Source organism: Metamycoplasma canadense (genome assembly GCF_000828855.1).
GTDB lineage: Bacteria > Bacillota_I > Bacilli_A > Mycoplasmatales > Metamycoplasmataceae > Metamycoplasma > Metamycoplasma canadense.
This window is the reverse complement of sequence record NZ_AP014631.1, coordinates 357,148-378,860: the sequence shown is the minus strand read 5'-3', so window position 1 is coordinate 378,860 and position 21,713 is coordinate 357,148. Positions and strand designations below refer to the sequence as shown.

The following is a 21,713-nucleotide window of genomic DNA, read 5'->3' as shown; positions in this document are numbered from 1 at the left end:
ATTTTTTTAGTCCAACTTTTGGGGTTAACTATAAACTAAATGTTTTCGTTATTTTTTATCTTATAAAAATAAAAAACTAATAATAAAAACCCCAAAAGCTTTTCCAATTTACTTGGTTTAACTTTTAGGGTTTGTTATAAAATTAAATAAAACTTTAAATTAATTTTTTATTTTATTCATTTTTTATATCAGTTAATTCAAAAAATTCAATTCCTGAATTGTAAATATTCATTGCGTCCGGTCCGGTTGCCGAAACTTGATTACCGTTTGATTCTGTTCTTATATATACACCTGTAAATCTAGGATTTTTAACAATTATTTTATTGTCTTTTTCCTCACCTGGATAATCATTGTTAGGATTAGTATCTCTAGTGTAAATAGGAGGATTAGAATTATTTCCTTCAGGTGTTTTTCATATTTGGTTGTTTAAAATTAATCATTTTGCAAAATTATCAGAACTTCAAACATAAGCATCATAATTGCCTTCATGTGTTGTATATTTAAATTCGTCATTAATTCATTTTTTTTGTTCTTCAGTGGCTTTTAATTGTTTATGTTTTGCAACATGATAGGTTTCATATCTAGTTATAAACATTGATAAATCTTTTGTTGCATCATCTCAATCAAATTCAAATTTAATCGTTGTTAAGAGTGCAGTAGGCATTGATAATTTTTGATCAGGAACACCGTTAATAAGTTCAATTGTATTTTTATTAGCTTGATAATTCAAACTACCTACAACAAGTTGTGCAGGAGATGCGATTTCAGCAACTAAACGTTTCTCTTCTTCAAATTTTAGTCTAATAAACTGCTTACTTGTATCACCTTTAACTTGTGTTGATTGTTGATAAATAAACACTTGTGGAAGAATAAATTTTAGTTTAAAATCTGAATTAAGTTCCTCAGTTCCAATAATGCTATTATTATTTATTTTATATATTTTATTATTTATAGAATCAATAATAACTTCACTTGAATCACCAAATTTTGAAGCCTTTTTGAATTTTTCAATAAATTTTTTAATAGCTTCTTCTTTATTAGATACAACTCATCCTAAACGTTCTGTGTTTGCGATTTTTTGTTTAGCATTTTTTCCTATTGAATCTTGTTTATAATCCTTGTAAAAAATATCTTTTGATTTTGGTTTTAGACTTATTTTTTTATCAGTAGTAAATGAAATATCTTTAGAAATTTCATGACTAAAACCTTTATAATTGCTGAATATAAATAAACTAGATGGCTTATATTCATAACGTAATTTCAATTTAATTGTTTTTTGTGATTCATTAGCATTCATCTCGGTAAATCACTTGCTCGTATCATTATCAATAACTAAATAAGTACGAACATTAACTGGATTAAATTTATTTTCTAAATCTATCTGTGTATTTCCAAACATTTCAAACATTGGTAATAATAAATCGTTATTTGTTATATCTATTTCTTTTTTACCATTAATATCTTTAGTAATTTCCTCTAATTTTTCTTTAAAATCTTCAAGCGTATATTTTTCTTTTGTTTTTATATCACTATTAATTGAATTAATAAAGAATTTATTAAATTCTGTATCATTAACAAAATCATAAAAAGTATTAAGATTAGTTAATAAATTAGATATAGTATTTGAATCAATGTTTATAAATGATGATTTTACAAATTCACTCAATTCAACTTTTTGTAACTGGTCTAATATTGTTTTAACTAAATTATGTTTTTTGTCATATTCTGCAACAATATTATTCTTATCATCTCCGGTTGGAGATTTTAAAACACCATTTAATATTTCGTTAATATTACTACGATTTTCAATTAAATTAGTTATATTTACTTTTAATTTTTCAACAAAAATATCAAAATTATTAATATGTTTATTAACATTTGTTATATTTTCAGCTAATTTATTTGCTTTATTTTCAGATTCACTATTTAAATTAGTTAAAATCGCTTTTAATCTTTCATGTTCTTTCTTTAAGTTTTCAAAATCAATCTTAATTTCAGATAAACCTAATTTTTCAAATAAGTTTGATAATGAATTTATTGAATCAGAGTTAATATTAATAGAATTATCAATAGATTTTATTAAAGTGCCTATCTTACCGTTATTTTCACCTAATATTTCTTTAATGTTATTTGAAATGGATTCAATAAAATTGTTTTTAGATTTATTAGCTTCGTTAACTAGTTTATTATTTTCAATATAATACTGTTCAATATAATTATTTTGATTTTCAAAATTTGCAAACTCACTTAAACGTTTTTCATCGTAAATATTATTTTTTATAAAAATATTTATTTTATTTATTGATTCTTTTAATAAATCGAATTTAGTTTTTGTTTCTTTTATTCATATATTATCTGATAATATTGCAACACTATATTCATTTAAATCATTTAAAGTTTGAGATATTACCTCATTTTGTTTATTATAAATTTCTTTAATTTGCAACAAATAGTTATCCCTAGCATCAATAATTAATTTGTCAATTGTTTCAATTATTTCTTTTTTATTATCTGAAATTGGTAAATTGTAACTCTTTAAATTATCAATTGATACTTTTTTAAATTCAGTAAGTTCCTCATTATTTCTTAAATTATCGTCTTTTATTAACTCATTATAAAGTTCTTTTGATTTTGATGCCAGGATTTCCATAGCTTCTTTTTTAGCACTAACAATTTGATCAATATGAGAAGAAAAATTATTTGTTATTTCTTTACGTTTTAATAATGTTGCACTTTCAGCATTTTTAATTAAATCTTCTGCATCAGTAATATCATTTATTAATAAATCATAAGCAGCTTTTATTTTTGCTGATGTAACATCTTGACCGTTAAGAGGGGTAGAAGTTGCATTAACATTTTTAGCATTATTTAAAGATTCTTGAAAATTAATAGCTTCTTGAAGTAAATAAGGGATAGAAGTTTCCGTTTGACCTTTTAATCATTTATTGCCAACATTTTCAAATTCTAAAGCTTTTGTATCATCGTTAAATTTAACACTATTAATTTCTTGTGCAAAGGTTTTCATTTTGTTTAATAATGCATTTTTTTCTGTCGACAAAATAGTAGATGTTTCAACCTTTTCTTTAATGTTAGTTCAACTTTTAAATACATCTAAACGAGATTTGTGTAAATCTAAAATATCTATTTGCTTTGCTAAATTATTTTTACGTGTTTCTAATTCTTCGGCAGTTTCTGGAGTTTCTTTTTCTAATCAGTTATTACTTTCTTGAATTTTTAAAACAAACTCATCTTTTTTATTCGAAACTTCGCTGTCTAAATCTAGTGTAGAAATATATTGTTTTGAAGAATTGATTTTTTCAGCTAATTTTATTTCTTCGACTAAAAGTTCTTTTAATCTAGTAAATTGATCATTAATATCTTTAATTTGATTAAAATTTTTCGCATCTAAAATCTTAGAACCTATTTTTTTAATTCTTTTTAAAACAATTTCTTTTAAAACAGGATTACTATCTAATGATAAAAACGCTTCTGTTATTTCAAAATCCTTAATATCAATAAGTAATTTAACTCTTTGATTTCTTATTTCAGATTTTTCTAAATAATTTTGATTAAGAGTTTCAATTTTCTTTCTAATTTCTTCTGTTGATAAATTATTACTTGCACTTGATGGCACAGCATCTCACATTGATTGAGTTAATAATTCTTCATCTTTTTCAGTTTGTTCTAGAATGTCAGATTTTAAACTGCGTTCACGTTTTCATTTTTCGATTTCGTTTGAAATTTCTTTAATTTTAGCAATTAAATCATATGCTGCATTAATTTTTTCATAAGTATAATCAAGTCTTTGTTGATTATCAGTTATATTTTTATCGTAATTAGATGTAGTAGCTATATTATCTAATCATTTTTTAATAATATCTTTTTTATAATCAGCAGTTTGGTTGTTTACAGAAAAATAATTTGTATTTAAATTAAGTTCTTGAGCTTTTAAAAGCTGAGATTTAATTTCTTTTGTTTTTTTAATATTTTCTTTTGAATTTTCAATTTTTATAATACTTTGTTTAATAGCTTCTATAGATTTTTTAGCAATTTCCTCAGTATCTTGTCCGTCGAAATTATTGATATAAAGATCGCGTGATTCGTTAATCAAAACTTTTAACTCATTATCAATAAAAGAACGCACTAGTGGGTCGTTTTCTGCATCATTATTACTTATAAAATAAAGCGATGAACCAATTTCTAAAGCTAATGCATTAATATATGGTTTTATTTCTTCAATAGCCTTAAGTTTTTGCTCTATTTTTTTTACTTCTTCTATGGTTTCAGCTTTTTTATTTTCTTCTTTTATTTTGTTTAATTTTTCTTCAACTATTTTTGATACGTTTGGATCTACCGAAATTCCTAAATCTACATCTTTTTGAAGTATTTCATTTAAAACCTTATTAACTAATGCACGATCATTATTTTGGCTATCTTCTAGCTCTAATTCTGGGTTGGATCTAAAATTATCAATACTATTGAATATTTTATTTATTAAAATCTTGTTTTCGCTTTTTTTGGTTTGCTTTTCATCAATCTTCTTTAATTCTACTAATAATATTTTTTGTTTATTATCAATATCTTCTTTTGCATATGGTGCAACAGGTATAAATTTTTGACTAAACAATTTTTTTGCTTCTTTTATAGCAGTTTCAGCTTCAATCATATCAGAATTATTTTTTTGTTTTTCTTCTAAATCCTTGATAAAATCATGAATATCTTTTTGAACATCATTAAAAGAAGTCATAGTTTGAATAAGATTAATAAAATTATTTGCATCATTTGTACTAAAGCTTTCTTTTAATCTTTTTTCAATTTGATCTTTAAAGCTTTCTGCTAATTTATTAATTTCAGGTATATTAGTAGTTTTTGATGTTATTTCGTCCTCAATAAATTTTTTATATTTAATAGCAGCATTGAAAGCTCTATCTTTTTGATATGCTTGTTTTAATTCAAGTTGTTTTTGTTTTAAATCTTCAATATTAGCTCCTAATGAATTTTCCAATAAAGCTTGATACTCTTTTTTTACTTTGTCAAAGTTTTCAAATTTAAATTGATTATTATTTTCTAAATCTGATGCAACTCTTTCTTCTATAGTTCTAAGAATATCATCAGTTGCTATTTTAACTTCGTCAAACTCTTTTAATAATCTAGCTTTTTCATCTTTCATTTTTTTAATAGCTTGTTCTAAAGATTTTTTAGCTTGTTTTATTGTATCTTCCGAATATGTTCCTAATTTTGCATTTATTATAGCTTCATTATTAGCAATTTGCTTTTCTAACTCAGCATTAACAGTTGCAAGAGCTTTATTAACTTTTTCTTTATCATTAAGAATTAATTTAAGATCACTTTCTATTAATTTTGATAGTTCATGCTTTTCTTTTGATTCTTTAATAGCATTTTTTACATTTGAAATCTTAGTTTCGATCAACTGTGTTGAATCAATTGGCTCGGATGTCAAATTAGGCATATTATTTTTAATAATTTCATCTAAATCAGCAACATTTTTACCTTTAATTTCTTCTTTCAATCCGGTATCAGAATTTATTGCTTCTTTTTCACTAATCGCTTTATTCAAAGTATCAATTAACTCATTTTGTTTTAAAACTAAGGTTCTAGTATTTTGTAAGTCAACTAATGATTCTGAATTTAGTTTTTCTTTTGCATAATGTGTAATATCTTCAATAGCTTTATCAAATTGAAGCTTTGTAGCATCAGTTTTATCATCATCAAGATTATACTTTTTAGTTTCTAAATTACGTGTTAAAGTTTCTAATTTATCTTTATTATATGAAATTTCTAAATCTTGTTTTCTTTGATTAAGTTCATTAATTTTATTTTGAAACTTATCTATAGTCGGAATTTCTTCAGCAATAATAATTTCATTAATCAATAATTTCATTTGATTAATCGTTTTATCATTAGTTGTAGCTATTGATTCTGGAACTCTAGTTAAAATTTCACTATCATCTCTATATTCATCAGATTTTTTATTGAAACTATCTATATTTTCTTCAAATTCCTTAACTTTTTCTATTATTCCATTTAATGATTCAGCTTCATTTAAAAGTTCAAGTTTTTTTTCTTTTGTTAATCCTGGTTTTTCTGATTCTTTTAAAATTTTACTCAATCGCTCACGTAGATTTTTCTCACCGACGCTTTGTTCTTTATTATCATTATTTGGAAATACATTATTAATTTTTTCATTTATTTTTTTAATTTTAACCGCAATAGATCCTTCTTTTTTCTTTGCAGCTGTTTTATTAAAAATATTTTGAATTTGTTGTGTTAATTTATTAATTTTTTCAACATTTGCATTATTTTCTAATTCTTTATAAATTTCTTGTTTGATTTTTTCAATTTGTTCTTTTTCTTCTAAAAAATCATCTAAATTTCCATATTCTTTTGTAATTTCAATAAATAACTTATCAATTTGATCAATTGATTTATCCGCCTGTTCAATTGCTTTAGCGGTTTGTTGATTGCTTTTAATAAATTCATTAACTTTATTATAGGATTCCAAACTTTCAAAACTATTCAATATTTCTGAATTTTCGATTTTTTGTTTATCTACATTGCTCAATGTTGTTTTTGAAATAAATAAATTTAACAAATTATTTATGTTATTTGCGTTGTTTTTTAAGTCATTTTGTTTTGAAATTATTTTATTTATATGAAGTTGTGCATTTGCTGAGTATTTATGCGAAATTTCTTTTGTTGGATTAAAAGCGGTTTCTGCATATTGTTTTGATTTTTCAAGACTTAAAATTGATTCATTTTGTTTTTGAGAAACCGATAGTAAATTAACAATGAATTTGTATTTTTTAATTTGTTCAAGTAAATCTTTAGAAATAATTGGGTTAAATTTTTTAGAAGTTATCTTTCTAGTTTCAATATTAATTTCATCAACAATTTTCTTAAGAATATCAACATTTATATATTTATCTTGTAGTTCGTTTTGTACGTTTTTTGGAAGAGATAAAAATTGAATTTTATAATCCTCATATAATTTATCAAAATTAGCTTTCGTTGTTTTTTCTAAATGATCTAAAACAATTTTTTCAATATCACGTAATTTTTCACTATTTATAAGTTTATTTTCAGTTATTTTATTAATTTTAAATTTATCTTTTTGGAAAAAGATTGTAATTTCATTTAACAGGTTTGTAGCAAGTTGTTTAGCATTTTTGCTTAAGTATTCATTAATAATTTCTTCATTAAAATTATTTAATTTAAGAATATCTTCTTCAATTTCATTTTGTATTTTTCTTAATTCATATCTAGAAATAATCATTGATTGAAATGTTTTTTCTACTTCGTGCAATTTGCTTACAACATCAAAAACTGTATTTGTTGAATTATTAAAAATTTTATCAATTTCATCATTATATTGATGAGCTTCATCTACAGAAATTAATTTATTATTATCATTCAAAATTTCAAGAACAAGTTTTTTAAGTCTTAAAGCGTTTCTTTCTGCATTTTTAATTGTATTGATATCGTTTCTATATTTACTAATTGCTGTTGTTAAAACAGATTTATTAAATTTATCAAATTTAGTTGCATTAACAATTTCTTTATAACTAGAATTATCAAATATTTTGTTTAATATTTCTTTACCTAAATTAATTTCATTTTTTTGTAATTGAACAAATTTTATAAATTCTTTAATAATTTTTTCATTAGTTAATTCGCTATCAAGAGTCATTATCTTAAAGGTTTTTAAATTTGCTAAAGCATCTTCGATATCTTCTATACTTATAGATGAATCTAATTTATATTTAATACCAGTTAAAAAATATTCACTTATCTTGTCATAAGCATAAACTTGTTTATGATTTAGTAATGTATTTAATTCATTTTTTGAAAATATTTTAGCATTCTTTGCAATATTAATTAGTTGATCAAAAATTTTTCTATTAAATATTGGTAATTTATTTATATCTACAGAATTTTTTAATTGTTTTACAGTCCAAATATATTTAGAATCATTAGGAAGGGATTTTAAAATCGCATTAGCAATAATATTAATAACATTTTGTGAATCAGAATTTACAATCTCATTCATTTCAGAACTTGCAGAATTAAATTTATCAATTATTGCTTGGTTAAAATTTTTTGAATAATCAACTATTATTTCTTCAATAAATTCTTTATTCTTTGCAATATCATTAATTCTAAATGATGGTTCAAATAGCATTCATTCAATTTGTTGAGAAATAGAATCAAATTTGTATCTTAATGATTTTGTTGGCATTAAATAATTAGCTTTAATAATATTATCATCTAAAGAATTATCTTTCTGCATTAAGTATTTTTCAACTAATTGATATTGTTCTTTAATTTTATTATTAAAAAATTCTTTATATAAATTAATAAATTCTTCTTGTTTACTTTTTTGAAGATTTTCAAAGTTTTTTAAAGCTAATTTTAAATTTGTTACTTCATTGTATTTAAATTGAGATTTTATATCTTTTTCTTGTATACGATTAGATTGTGAAACAAGTAACTCTTCAAGTTTTCTAACGGCAGAATTTGTTAAAGCTTCATTTTTTATTAATTCAGATACTCAATCAAAAATAACGTTATTTTGTAAATCACCTAACTTATTAAGAGCTTTTCATTTTTCTAAAGGAGAAATAGTTGAATCAAAAATTCTTGATTCAAGTTCACTAATTTTTTGAATAATACTATTATTTTTTGAATTATTCAATAGTATTAAGTCTTTATGTTTATTAAAGGCATTATTAAAATCATTATATCTAGAAATAATTTGATCATTTTTGATATTCTTATTCTTTTGAAAATCAAAAAATGTTATCCAAGCTGCTATTGCACCAGTTGTAACAACTCCAACTTCTAATAAACTAAGTATTGTTTTTTTATGCATATTATTCTACCTCCTTATTTTCTTCTCTAATTCTTACAAAAATGTTAAATTTACCAACTTGTTGTCAAAATGAATTATTAGTTTTTAAAGAATTATCATAAAAATATTTATTACGTAATTTTCCTAAATATTGCTTATCTGTGTAGTGTTTAGCCATTTCTTGAGCAAGTAAATTAGCTTTTACCTCATTTAATTCTTTTTCACTTAAATTAGTAAATTCAGCTGAATTTTTATTAACCTCATTAAGAATATTAAAATCTAGTCTATTTTTATTCATTATGTATCATCTACCGTTATCTACACTAGATTTTGGTACAAACGAAAATTTGTATTCATAATTATTTCCAGCTCAAGGAACTTGGAAATTTTCTTGATATGAAATATGTAACACAGTAAAATCCTTACCATCTTCACTTATAAGTGGTATATAAATAAAATATGGAATTCACATGCTAATTTGACTATTACTAATATTTTTCATATCAGTATCAGCTTGATCTCAATACATAAATTGTTTTTGACCAAATTTTGCAAGTTTATATTTTTTATTATTTACAACAAAAGTTTCGTCTTTAAGTTTAATCTTATATTTAAAATTCTTTGAACTTGTTGAAAAATCAACTAATGAATTTTCTTGCATTTTGCTTTGTTCAAATAATTCTTTGTTATTTCAAGCATAGAAATTATTTTCTGGTTGTTTTAATTCACTATTTAAACTCTTGTCTCAATTTTCATCGTCAAATGTTATATCTTCTCTAAAAAGTGATATTTGTTTTTCACTCTTAAAATCAGCTGCTGCTGAAAATGCATTTAAAAAATGAGAGCTAAAAGTCTTATTATTTCATCCTGCTTCATTTCCTATAAAAATTGTTTTTGTTTTTCAATAATCTTCTGGTTTTTGATTAGGAGAATAAACATGTTCTAATTTTGTATTAAATGTTGTTAGGGTATTAAAAGTAACTCAAATATCGTTGAATTTAAGTTCGAATTTTTCTACATCACCAAAAAATGAATTATCGGTTGTTTTATTATATACAACTTTAAAGTTTAATTTTGTTTTCTTAATTGATGTATCTGCTTGAACAAATTCAGGCGCAAAATCATCACTAGTATTTTCACGAGTTAAATAAACCTTAATATTATTTAAATTAAATGGCATTATATTATTTTTAAGGAATATAAAACGCTTAAATAATTTAAGAATATCATCATTTTCTGTTATTTCAATTTCCTTTGTAGAACTATTACTTTGAATTTTTTTGTCTATTGCTTTTTTAAATTCTTCATATAGTGTTTTATGGTTAGGAACTATATCTTTCATATTCTTTTGCTCATTAGAAATTAAATAACTTAACACTAATTGTTGGTTCTCAGATTTATTAAATCACTCTAATAAATGAACTGAAGGTTCAAAAACTCCTTTTAGTACTTTAAGTTTTAAATCTAATAAACTTGTTAGATCATTTAAAATCTTATCTGCTGAACTTTTACTATCTAATTTTAAGGAATCTTGCAATGGTTTATATGCACTTATTAATGTTCTAAAAGGTTCATTTTTTATAACATCATCAGAACGATATTGATCAGAAGAAACTAAATTTAAAAAGTTCGATATAGTTCTATTTTCAACAAAATGCGTATAAATACCTTGTAAGCTATCTAAATCGTTTGTATCTTTATTTTTACCTTTTATTAAAGTATCAATGCTTGCTAGTCCTTCTAAAATTTTATTAATTACTTCATAATATTCTTTAAACTCATTGTCAACATTTGTTTGAACTTCTGATATTTTTGAATCATTATAATTATTTTCAAAATATTCAGCAGGAGTTATTTTTTCTAAATCTTGAGGTAAATTTTTTGTTTTTTCATCAACATCTTTTAGTCTTGTAAATAATTCACTATTTTCAATATCCGTTTTGTTTGAATTATTAATTATGTAAATTTTTTTAATTAAATCAAATAATGTTGATTTGCTATCTGATTCTTGTTTTATTTTTACTTCATTATTAAAGACTTCAATACTATTTTTAATTAATGAAAACGCTGTTTTTGATTTTGATTTTAATTCTTTATAGTCATTTTCAATTAATTTGTATTTATCATTAATTAATCTTGAATCTTGAATATATGAATTTTCATTAAAATTACTTGAATCTAAAAATTCTTGTACTTCATTTATATGATCTTTATAAATATTAATTAATGCTTCAATTCCAATATATTTAACTAATGTTTGACTATCGTTTTTTGAGATTTGTTTAAGGTCTGTACTTGTATTAAATTCTTCTCCAGAAAGTAATTTAACGTATTTTTCAAATTGATTTTTCATTATTTCAAGACGGTTTTTATTAAAATCAAAAATAGATTTTTTTTGTTCTTGAATTTTAACTTTTGTTGCATTAATTTCAGTAGTAATATTTTTTATTTCCTCTAGTGTATTAAATTCGGTATCTTTTTTATTTCTAATTTCTAAGGTATTAAAGTCATCCAATTTTGGAGAATTATTTTCTTCATAATTGCTACTAATATAATTATCAATAGCTTCTAATTCTTTAATTATTGAATCTTTTTCACGTTTCTTTTCAAATTTAATCTTAGCAATAATTCCATATGATGGATTATTGATGTCATTTATTAATTTAGATCTATCTGATATTAATCTATTATCTTTATAAAGTTCTTCTGTATCTAACAAACGAACAGCTTCGTTTATTTTTATATTTAACTCATCATAAAGTTTTTTCATTAGTAAGGTTTCTTTGATATAGTATTCATCCGATGATTCAACTTTAATTTTTTTTGCTTCTTCAATAACAGTAAGTAATTGTTTTGAAGATTCAAAAACCTTGTTGAATGAAAGTAAACCACCGTCTATATATTGAGTTTCTAAATCTTTAATTCTAATTTTGTCCGCAGTATCTAACAATTTAATAGATAGAGAGAAATCTTTTAAAATAGCATCTAAAATTTTTCTTGCATTTTTGTCTTTTAATATGGATTCTTCAAGTTTATTTTTAGCTTCTAAATGTTTAAGTAATAAATCTAATTTAGCATTGTGAACTTCAATTTTATTAATTTCATTATTAATTTCAGAAGCTTTTAAATTATAAAAATAAATATTTTCGTTTCACTTGGTTTTACCTTGTTTTTCAATGGATTCAACCATTTGATCAATTTTATCGATTGCTTCTTTTAGTTCCGAGTTATTTTCTACAATATTTTTAGCATTAATATTTTGTTTTTTATCTTTAATTCTTTTTACTGCATTAGCTAGTTCAATAAAATTATCCGTCATTGAATGAGCTAATTCAATATTTTGACTATGTATATCTATTTCAGATTTTTTTTCATAACTATCAACTAATTTAATTTTGTTTAAAATATCCTTATAGAAAATTAATTGATCATTTTTTAGTTCTTCAAACGCTTTATCTAAAACTTTTGCTTCTATTTTCGCAACGTCTTCTTTAAAATATTTATCAGCTTTTTCAAATTCGGCTTTACGTAAATTATATAAAATATTAGCCTTTAAAGCCTTTTCTTCAGCGGCTTCTTTTAGTTTCTTTAATTCAGTTGTTAAATTAATTGGTTCAAATTTCTCACCAGGAATATTTGGTACTGTAGAAAGAGTAGATTCAGCAATATTTTTTTGATCTCATTCATATCCGTATTTTTCATTTTGAAAATTAAATTCAGTTAAATTGTATTTATCTAATATTTTTTTATGAGTTTCAATTAATGACTTAGTTGAAATAATTACTGATCCTAATAAATTTACGTTGCTTATATTATTTTTAACTTCATCAGAACTTGAAAAATCTTTTAATTTATTTATAAAGCCTTGTAGTTGTTCTTTTTTAGTTTGAGATTGATCTTGTTCATTAAGTCCTTGTTTATACTCAATAGTTTTAAATAATTCATTTAATTCATTAAATTGACTTTCAACTTTTTGTGAAGCTTGAATTAAAGCAGTTACTTCTTTAATTTGGTTTTTTATATCATCATATGATTGAAAATCGGTATATTTTTCTTTAGCGTTTAAAACTATTTGATCTAATTTTTCTTTAAATGAGTTTAAGGCATCATTTCCACTAGTTGAACCTATTTCTTTTGAAAGCTCGTCAGCTTTTTTTATAACTTTAGCAAATTCAAAAATATCATCTAATTTGTTATCGATATTATTTGCTTTATTTTCATATTTTATTACTTCATTTTTAGATCCATTTAAATCAGATGGGTTAAGTTTAACTAAATTTAATTCACTTTCAAATTTATCTAGTAAAGCTTGAATTTTTCCATTAGCATCTTGATCAATTAAATCATTGCTTAATTTATCCTTAACTTTTTCTTTTACTAATTTTATTTTTTCATTTGAGCTTTGAACAATGTCGGCAAATTCACGAGAATTATTATATTCTTCTGATATTTGTTCATACATTTTAAAAATCTCGCTATTAGTTGGGGTTGACAAAGTAGGTTCTATATTTGAAAAAGTTGATTTTTTAAGAATATTAACTAATGTTTCTTTGCTATTGTTATTTAATTTATTTTCAATTATTTTGTCAGCAATTTCTTCTTGTTTTTCTAGTAAATCTTCAATTGAATTTAATTTTTCAAATTGTCCAATAATTTGCGAAACTTCTGATAGTTTAGTTTTAGAATTAATATCTGCTTTTAATAAATGAACTAATTCAGTAATTTTATCTAATGGGTTTTCAGAATTATTATTTTTCATTAGATCAGGAATTTGTAGAAACTTTTCTTTAACAGAATTTAGTTTATTTAAAATTGAATTTTGTTTATTATTAAATTTATCTTTATTGTAAGCTAATTCTAAATTATCTTTTAAATTATTTATTTGCATTAAAGTAGTTTGATCATCTTTAATAAGCTTGTTATATTTATCAATTAATTTTTGAATTTCAGTGCCCTCAGATAAATTATCGTCATTAATACCATAAAATTTATTAGCTTTTTCATCAGAAAGAAATTCCTGAGATTTAGTATTAAAATCATCTTTTGCTGCTTCGAATTCTTTATTTATAAAATCTTTTGCTAATGTATATTTACTAATAGCTTGTTCGATTATAGCTGCTGAAACGTTTAATTGAGATAATGTCGATTCGGGATTAGAGATAATAGCTAATTGTTGATCAATAACTCCTTGAATTTCTTCATCAACTTCTTTAAAGATTTTTCTTTGTTCAAAATTATTTTCTTCTTTATATTGATTTTGCTTTACTTTAATTAATTCATTTAATTTATTCTTAGCTTGTTTTGAAGAATCGATTTTCGCTATTGAGTCATCAATTATTTTTAATTTTTTATTTATTTCACCAAGATCATCTGAACTAAACATACGGTTGGCTTCAATTATTTCTTTTAAATTTTTACTTAATTCTGGATAATCAGTTGCATTTATATTTTTTAATGCTTTTGCTGCTTCATTAACTTTTTTAGCTAAAACTTGTAATTTTTCAAAATTTCCAAATTGTTTTTCAATACTTTCTTTTGATTCAGCTAGTTTTTCTTGTAATTCATTATTTATTTTTTTGCTTTCTTCTTCTAATTTTTGAATTTCTTCCAGATTTAATTCTTTTTTATCATCTTCTAGCAATGAAACATTTTCTGTTCACAATTTTTGTAATTGTTCGTTTATTTCTTTATTTTTTTCTCTTAAAACTTCAATTTCACTTTTTGTTTTTTCAAAATTATCAAGCACATCTTTTTTTGCTTTATTTAGTGAATCGAAATCATTTTTAAGTAGTGAATAAGGTTCTTGATTAATTACACCACCAAATTCATTATTATCGACAACACTTTGGTTTAAAATTAAACTTTCTTTTTCTAATTTAGCACTAGCCAGATTTATAGCCATTTCTTTTTTTAATAATTCAATTTTATTATTAAGTGATTGAACATAATCTTTGTTGTGCTTTAAAGGATCGAATAAATTATTTTGCTCATTAATAAGATTTTCTAATTCTTTTTCAATTTTTGCATTCTCGATATTTAGTTTTTTAACTGCAGAAGAAAATTTATCCTTAATTTCTATATCAATATCTTTTAAGTTTTCATTTAAGACATTAGTTGCATTTTTAACTTCTTCAAATTCTTCTTTAAAAATTTCTAGTTCTTTTTCGAAGTTGCTTAATACAGGAATTGATTGATGTAAAATATTCATTTTATTTTGAGTTTTCCTATTCTCATCTGTTTTTTTAACATCATCATCTAATTTATTATTTACCTTAATTTCGTTTCTTAATTTTTCTAGTGATTTCATCAATATAGATTCTAAAGGAGTTATTGCTTGTCCAGATTTACGTTGAGATGTAAAAGTATCAATAATTTGTTCTTCAATTTTATTAGCAATTCTTTCCCCATCAGCGTTATCAACACTATCAGAAAGTTCTTTTAATTGTGTTGATAAATTTTATTTAATTTTCTAAAATCAGAAGAAATATCTATTGGATTATTTAAAATATCTTCAGCTTCATTTCTTAATTCTGAAACATTTTTAATTTCATTAGCAAAATAAATTTTTGCATTTTCGTTATCTTTGTATCTGTTTAAAATTTCACCTGTTTTATTTTTAATTTCAGCTAATTTTGCAAGATCGTGCATATTTTTACTTAATTGTTCTTGTTTTTGTGCAATTTCTTTTAATTTAGATATTTTTTGTTCTTCAGTAAGATTTTTATCAATTGAAATATTTTTGGCATTTGAAAGTAATGACTGTACCTTATTTTCAAAAATAGCTTTTTCTTTATATAAGCTACTAAATTCTTTTTCAATTTCATTTAGCAAAATGGTATTTTTATCACTTATCGAATTAACAAAATTAGCTAACCTTGCTTCTGTTAGTAATCTTATGGCATTATATTTATTAGAATTATTTTCCTTAATTTGCTCATTCAGTTCATTTCTTGTGGCGGTAGAAAAATCATCTGTTAAATCTGTTAAAATAGGTAATAAATCTTTATTTCAAATTGAAACTAAATTAGGTGAATTTTTAATTGTTTGTTTTGAAAATTCTTCTTCAAGTAATTTAATAATATGTTTTAACTCTTGTTTATTTATTAAACGTTCCTCATTTATTAATGTTTCAAATTGATTAATATATTGATCAAACGTAACTTTATTTTGTTTTAAATTATTTATTTTTTTAATATTCTCATCAATCTTTAAAATTTGTTTTTTATTTAAACCTGTTTTAATAGCATTAGTTTTTGAAAATTCATATTGTTTTTTTAAATTATTTAATCTTTCACTTACAAAATTTCTAATTAAAGATAAATATTCAAAATCTGACATTATTTCATTAGATTTTAGGAAATAATCTAAAGCATTATCATATGGTAATGCTTTTAATTCGTTAATATATTTATCTTTTTCTTGATTGTTCAAAACATTTGAAGAATTAACTTTTCTAATATTTTCTTTTAATAAAGTTGATGCAATAAATATTAATTGAGTACTTTTTACAAAATCTGAATAAAGTTCATAAATTTTTAAATTATTTTTATCTTCTTTGATTTTTAATTCAGTTTGACTAATAATATTTTTTAGTCAAGTTCTAAATTGCGCCTCAAGATTGTTAATTTTTTGTTTTGTTTCAGTAATATTTTTTTGTAAATTACTTACAACTTCGTCATAACCTTTGAAATATTGAGAAGTTTTAGCGAAAAATGAAGAAATATATTTAATAATAAATTCCTTGAAGTCTATATTTTTACTATCCTCATTAATTATTTTAAAGCTTAAATTACCTTTAACCGCCTTAACAAAATTTTTTAAATTTCTAAGTTCTAATTGAAGCATTTTTTTAGATTCTGAATTAATTTGCATTTGTTCAACTTTATAAATTGAATCATCTATAAGTTTATAAAGTTCTTTAACCAATTTAGCATTATTCTTAGATTCCACTTCATATAATTCATTTGAAACATTTTTGAAAAAAATCTCATATTCCTTTATAACATCTCTTGATGATTTAGAAATGGTTCTTGATTCTATAAAAGTTGCAACTTTATCAAGTGCACTTGACTTAAATAAAATATTTAAATCATCTATATTATTTAAAATTTTAAATCTAAAAATATTAATGTCAAGTTCAACATTAAAAGTAATACTTTTTTGTTTATCTAATAGTTCAATACTTTTTTTAATTAAAGAATTTTTATCAATTTTTTTTCTTAAAAAATTATTAGCATACATTTTAAATTCAACTAATACATCATATGATAATAAATATTTTTCGACTTCATTTATAGCTTCATTAGTATCTTTATCAGTTGTTAAATCTTCTTTTAATAAAGCAGTTGCTAAAAGAAGATTTAATTTATGTCTACTATCAATTAAGCTAGTAACAACAGATTTTGCATCTCTTTCATTTCTATTTATCCAGTCATTACCAATTTGCTTTGCATGTATAATTGCTTCTTCAATTTCTTGTCTGCTTTTAATTTTAATATTAGGATATTTTTTTAAAAAATAAGTTGAATTATCAATTGTATTTTTTAATTTATTAAGAGCATCGATTTTTTCCTTATTTTTTATCTTATTTGATGTTGAATGTAAAAAAGGCAGAGCAATTGCTAATGCAGCGGCTGGTAAACCTGTTAATAATAATGCAGCTGTTAATTTAGATTTTTTAGACATGTTTTTTCTCCCTTACATTTTTATTTATTTCAAAAATTAAATAATCCGTGTTTTCTTTGGTCAACAGTTCACAATAAACCATTTTTTAAAGTGCCGTTGAATCTAATAAAATCAGCTACATAAGCAATCAAAATCGCTAATATAACTAAAAATAAAACAATAAAGAATATAGCAACAATTGTCGTTTTTTTGAAAGTCTTTTTGTTTTTTGATTCTTTATTTTTATTTAAATATTGTTTCATATGGACCTCCATATTATTATTATTATTATTATTACTTTATTATAATTAAATATATTAAAATTAATCATTTAAAGCGAAATTTATACAATATTTTTACTTTTATAAAATTTAAAAACACAACTATGAAGTTTGCCATAATTGTGTTTTTGCTTTAAAATTTAACTTAATTTTTATAATAAATTATTTTTCTTTTGTCATTTCTTCAACTTGTTTTTTTGATTTAACCTTAGCGTCTTCAATTAAAATATTTTGAACTTTTGATTCATATTCTTTAACTTCTTTATTGATTTCTAAATATTTTTTAAATCCTTCAGGATTATTTAATTCTGCTAATCTTTCAAAAATTCTAATTGACATTTGCTCTTGATCAAATCTTTGTTTTGTTAAAAATGTTTTAATTTGTTCTTCTTTTAAACCATATAAATCTGATAATTCTTTAACTTTAGAATTAAATTCTTCATCAGTAACACCTAAGTTTTCAACTTCAACTATTTTACCCATAACAAATGATGAAGATAAGTTTTTATTTGCTTCTTTTTTGTATAATGATAAAATATCATCTTTTGATGTATTAGCAAATTCAAAGTAGTCTTTTTCATTAATACCTTTTTGTTTTAATTCTTTTACAAAACCGTTGTAATATTTTTCAGCTTCAGCAGCTTCAATCAACGAAGACATTTTAATTTCTGATTTAGATGAAATTTCTGCAATAGCTGATTGAACAAAGTTTGAATTATTTACAAACATTTTTTCTTTTAAAGCAACTATTTTTAAGTATTGATTAAATGTTTCTAAGTCATTAACAAGCGGGTTAACTTTAACTTCTTTTAAAAATTGTTCATTAATTTCTGGATAATTAGGTGTTTGAACTTTATTAATTGTAACTCTAAAAATAACATCTTTTCCTGCTAAATCCTTAGCATGATAGTTTTCTGGGAATTTTAAATTAAGATCTTTTGTTTCACCTTTTTTAAGTCCAATCATTTGTTCTTCAAAACCCGGAATAAATTGTTTTGATCCGATTACTAAGTCAAATTTTTCAGCTTCTCCGCCTTCAAATTTTTCACCATTGATAAATCCAATAAAATCGAAATTAACTTTATCACCTAATTTAATAGGTTCTTCTGAATCTAACATAACCATATAGTTATCTAAAATACTCTTTTTAGCTTGTTCAAAATCTTCATCAGTTAAATCATAGCTTAATAATTTAGTTTCTAATTTTTTAAAATCACCTAATTTTACCGAAGGAAATAGAGCGTATGTAAATTCAAAAACTATTTTTTGTTCGTTAACTTCTTTTAAATCCAAGACTGGTTCAAAGTTTTCTAAAATTTTATCCTCATCTTTTAATTGAGAAATAATTTCTTTTGAATAAATATCATTAATATTATTTTTAATTACTTTATTTAAGACCTTTAAATGATCAATGCGTTTTAAAGCTTCTTTTAATGGTGCTTTACCTTTTCTAAAACCAGGAACAATAACATCACTAGCTAGTGATCTTTGAGCTTTTTCAATAGCTTTTGATAATTGTTCACCTTCAAAAATATAATCAATAATTAATTCTGTATTTTCTTTATTAAACTTTCTTGACATTTTTTCTCCTTGTTTAAAAATATGTAAATATTATAACATTATTTATTTGAATAATGCATATAAGATTTTTTGTTCTTTGCTAAGATCATTTTCATTTTTTTCACCAAATAAGACCTGTGTTACTGAAACAATATCTTGATACTCATTAAATGTTTTATTTTTTAATATTTTAATTCAATTTTGAAATAAATAACCACTAAAAACCTGTCTAGCAATCTTACTTTTTGCAACGTCTTCTTTAAAAAGATTTAGTATTTCTTTTTCAAGTTTTGCTATTGATTCATTTTTTAAAAATGACCCATCTTTTTTAGGATTAATAACATCATTTTTTACTTTATAATCAAAGTCAATATTTTTAGATTGTAAAAGATCATAAATTAATGTTTGAAATCCTGAGTTATCAAAACCATCACCATTAAAAAAATACTGAAATTCTGAAGAAAATTCATTTAAACTACGATTTTTAAGTTCATTATAATTAAGCATAAAAATATAATCCATTTTCTTGTTTTTTAATGAATTAATCAAACTTAATGTATCTAAATTAGTTTTTGTTTTAAGATTATTTTTTTTAATTTGAAATAAAATATTGTTTCTAAATGCATCAATTTCATTTTGCATTGCTGAAACTTGAAATTGTTTTTTTCCTTCATCTAAAAGATATATAGCTCTTAAAGGATCTTCGTATCTAATTTTATTAATTTCATCGATAAATTGATCAAATTCTTTTTCTAATAATTCATTTTTAAGCATAATTAGAATTTTACACTATTTAAATAATCGTTTGATTTTAATAATCATTTTTTATATAATTAATTTATAATTTTATTTATATATAAAATTCAAAAAATCATTTTAAAATAAAGTTAAAGAAATTAAATTTTAATTTTTAAATCATAATTTTTATTGAATTATTAAATTAAGGAGTTAAAAATGTCTAAAATTAAAAAAATATATGCATATGAGGTTTTAGATAGTAGAGGAAATCCTACAGTTAAAGTAGAGGTTCAAACTAAGAAAGCATTTGCAGAAGCATTGGTGCCTTCAGGAGCATCAACTGGATCAAAAGAAGCTTTAGAATTAAGAGATAAAAATACTGTATATGAAAACAACTGATTTGGTGGAAAAGGTGTCCAGACTGCTTGTGATCATATTAACAATGAAATTTCAAAATTACTTATTGGTATTGATGTTAAAAAACAAGATCTTATTGATAACTTAATGATTGAAGTTGATGGAACTGATACTAAATCAAGATTTGGTGCTAACGCTATTTTAGCTGTATCTTTAGCTTGTGCAAAAGCTGCAGCTTTAGAAAGTAAAAAACCATTATATGAATACTTAGCTTCGTTAAAAAAAATAGATAACAATTTATTTACCCTTCCTGTTCCAATGCTTAATGTTATTAACGGTGGAGAGCATGCCTCAAACACAATTGACTTTCAAGAATTTATGATTATGCCTTTAGGTGCAAAAACATTTAAACAAGCACTTCAAATGGCAAATAAAGTTTTTCACACGTTAGCTAAATTACTTAAAAAAGCTGGACATGGTACACAAGTAGGTGATGAAGGCGGATTCGCTCCTAACTTACATACTCATGAAGAAGCTTTAGATTTTTTAGTTAATGCAATCAAAGAAGCTGGTTTTAATCCTTCAACATCAGAAGAAAATGCAATTGCAATTTGTTTAGATGCAGCAAGCTCAGAATTATATAATGTTGAAACCAAAACGTATATTTTTAAAAAATTTAAACAAGCTTTATTAGAAAAAAGAGCAGGATTTGATAAATATTCAAAAAACAAATATGAATTTACTTCTGATGAATTAGTTGATTACTATGGAAAATTAATTGATAAATATCCAATTATTTCAATCGAAGATTCTCACCACGAAGATGATTGAAATGGATTTATAAAAATGAAAAAAGAATTTGGTAAAAAAGTTCAATTAGTTGGAGATGACTTAATTGTTACAAATCCTAAATATATTGAAATGGCTATTGAAAAAGATGCTATTAATGCTTCGCTAATTAAAATAAATCAAATTGGTTCATTAACAGAAACTATTAAAGCTATTCAAATGTCACAAAATGCTAACTTTGTTCCCGTTATTTCACACCGTTCAGGTGAAACAGAAGATACGTTTATTGCTGACTTAGCTGTTGCGTTTAGCACAAATGAAATTAAAACTGGTTCTATGTCAAGAACTGATAGAATAGCAAAATATAATAGATTATTAAAAATTGAAGATGAACTTAAAGAAAGAGGAGTTTATCTAGGTTTAAAAGCTTTTACAAATCTTAAATAATTTTAAAT

General features: G+C 22.7%; 7 protein-coding genes. 1 reads left to right on the top strand and 6 read right to left on the bottom strand.

What is annotated here, in order from left to right; translation table 4 throughout:
* Positions 1-172: 172 nt before the first annotated feature.
* From MCAN360_RS05375 to MCAN360_RS01445, 6 genes are all read right to left on the bottom strand, one after another.
* Positions 173-8,890, bottom strand: a complete 8,718-nt coding sequence (locus MCAN360_RS05375; protein ID WP_045433763.1) for a hypothetical protein — start codon at positions 8,888-8,890, stop codon at positions 173-175.
* 1 nt (position 8,891) lies between these two features.
* Positions 8,892-15,176, bottom strand: a complete 6,285-nt coding sequence (locus MCAN360_RS05370) for a coiled-coil domain-containing protein (RefSeq protein ID WP_045433760.1) — start codon at positions 15,174-15,176, stop codon at positions 8,892-8,894.
* Positions 15,177-15,307: 131 nt separating this feature from the next.
* Positions 15,308-17,554: a hypothetical protein gene (locus MCAN360_RS05365; RefSeq protein ID WP_045433757.1), complete on the bottom strand. Its 2,247-nt coding sequence runs from the start codon at positions 17,552-17,554 to the stop codon at positions 15,308-15,310.
* A gap of 20 nt (positions 17,555-17,574) precedes the next feature.
* Entirely contained in the window at positions 17,575-17,796 is a 222-nt protein-coding gene (locus MCAN360_RS01455) for a hypothetical protein (RefSeq protein ID WP_045433754.1), read from the bottom strand.
* Between the two features lie 180 nt (positions 17,797-17,976).
* Positions 17,977-19,395: a trigger factor gene (gene tig / locus MCAN360_RS01450; protein WP_045433752.1), complete on the bottom strand. Its 1,419-nt coding sequence runs from the start codon at positions 19,393-19,395 to the stop codon at positions 17,977-17,979.
* A gap of 42 nt (positions 19,396-19,437) precedes the next feature.
* On the bottom strand, positions 19,438-20,148 hold the full coding sequence (locus MCAN360_RS01445) for a hypothetical protein (RefSeq protein ID WP_045433749.1): 711 nt from the start codon (positions 20,146-20,148) through the stop codon (positions 19,438-19,440).
* A 180-nt stretch (positions 20,149-20,328) separates the two neighbouring features.
* Here MCAN360_RS01445 and eno point away from each other — a divergent pair, with 180 nt between their 5' ends.
* Positions 20,329-21,705 carry a phosphopyruvate hydratase gene (gene eno, locus MCAN360_RS01440; RefSeq protein WP_045433746.1) on the top strand — a complete coding sequence of 459 codons (1,377 nt, stop codon included), beginning with the start codon at positions 20,329-20,331 and terminating at the stop codon, positions 21,703-21,705.
* Positions 21,706-21,713: the final 8 nt, after the last annotated feature.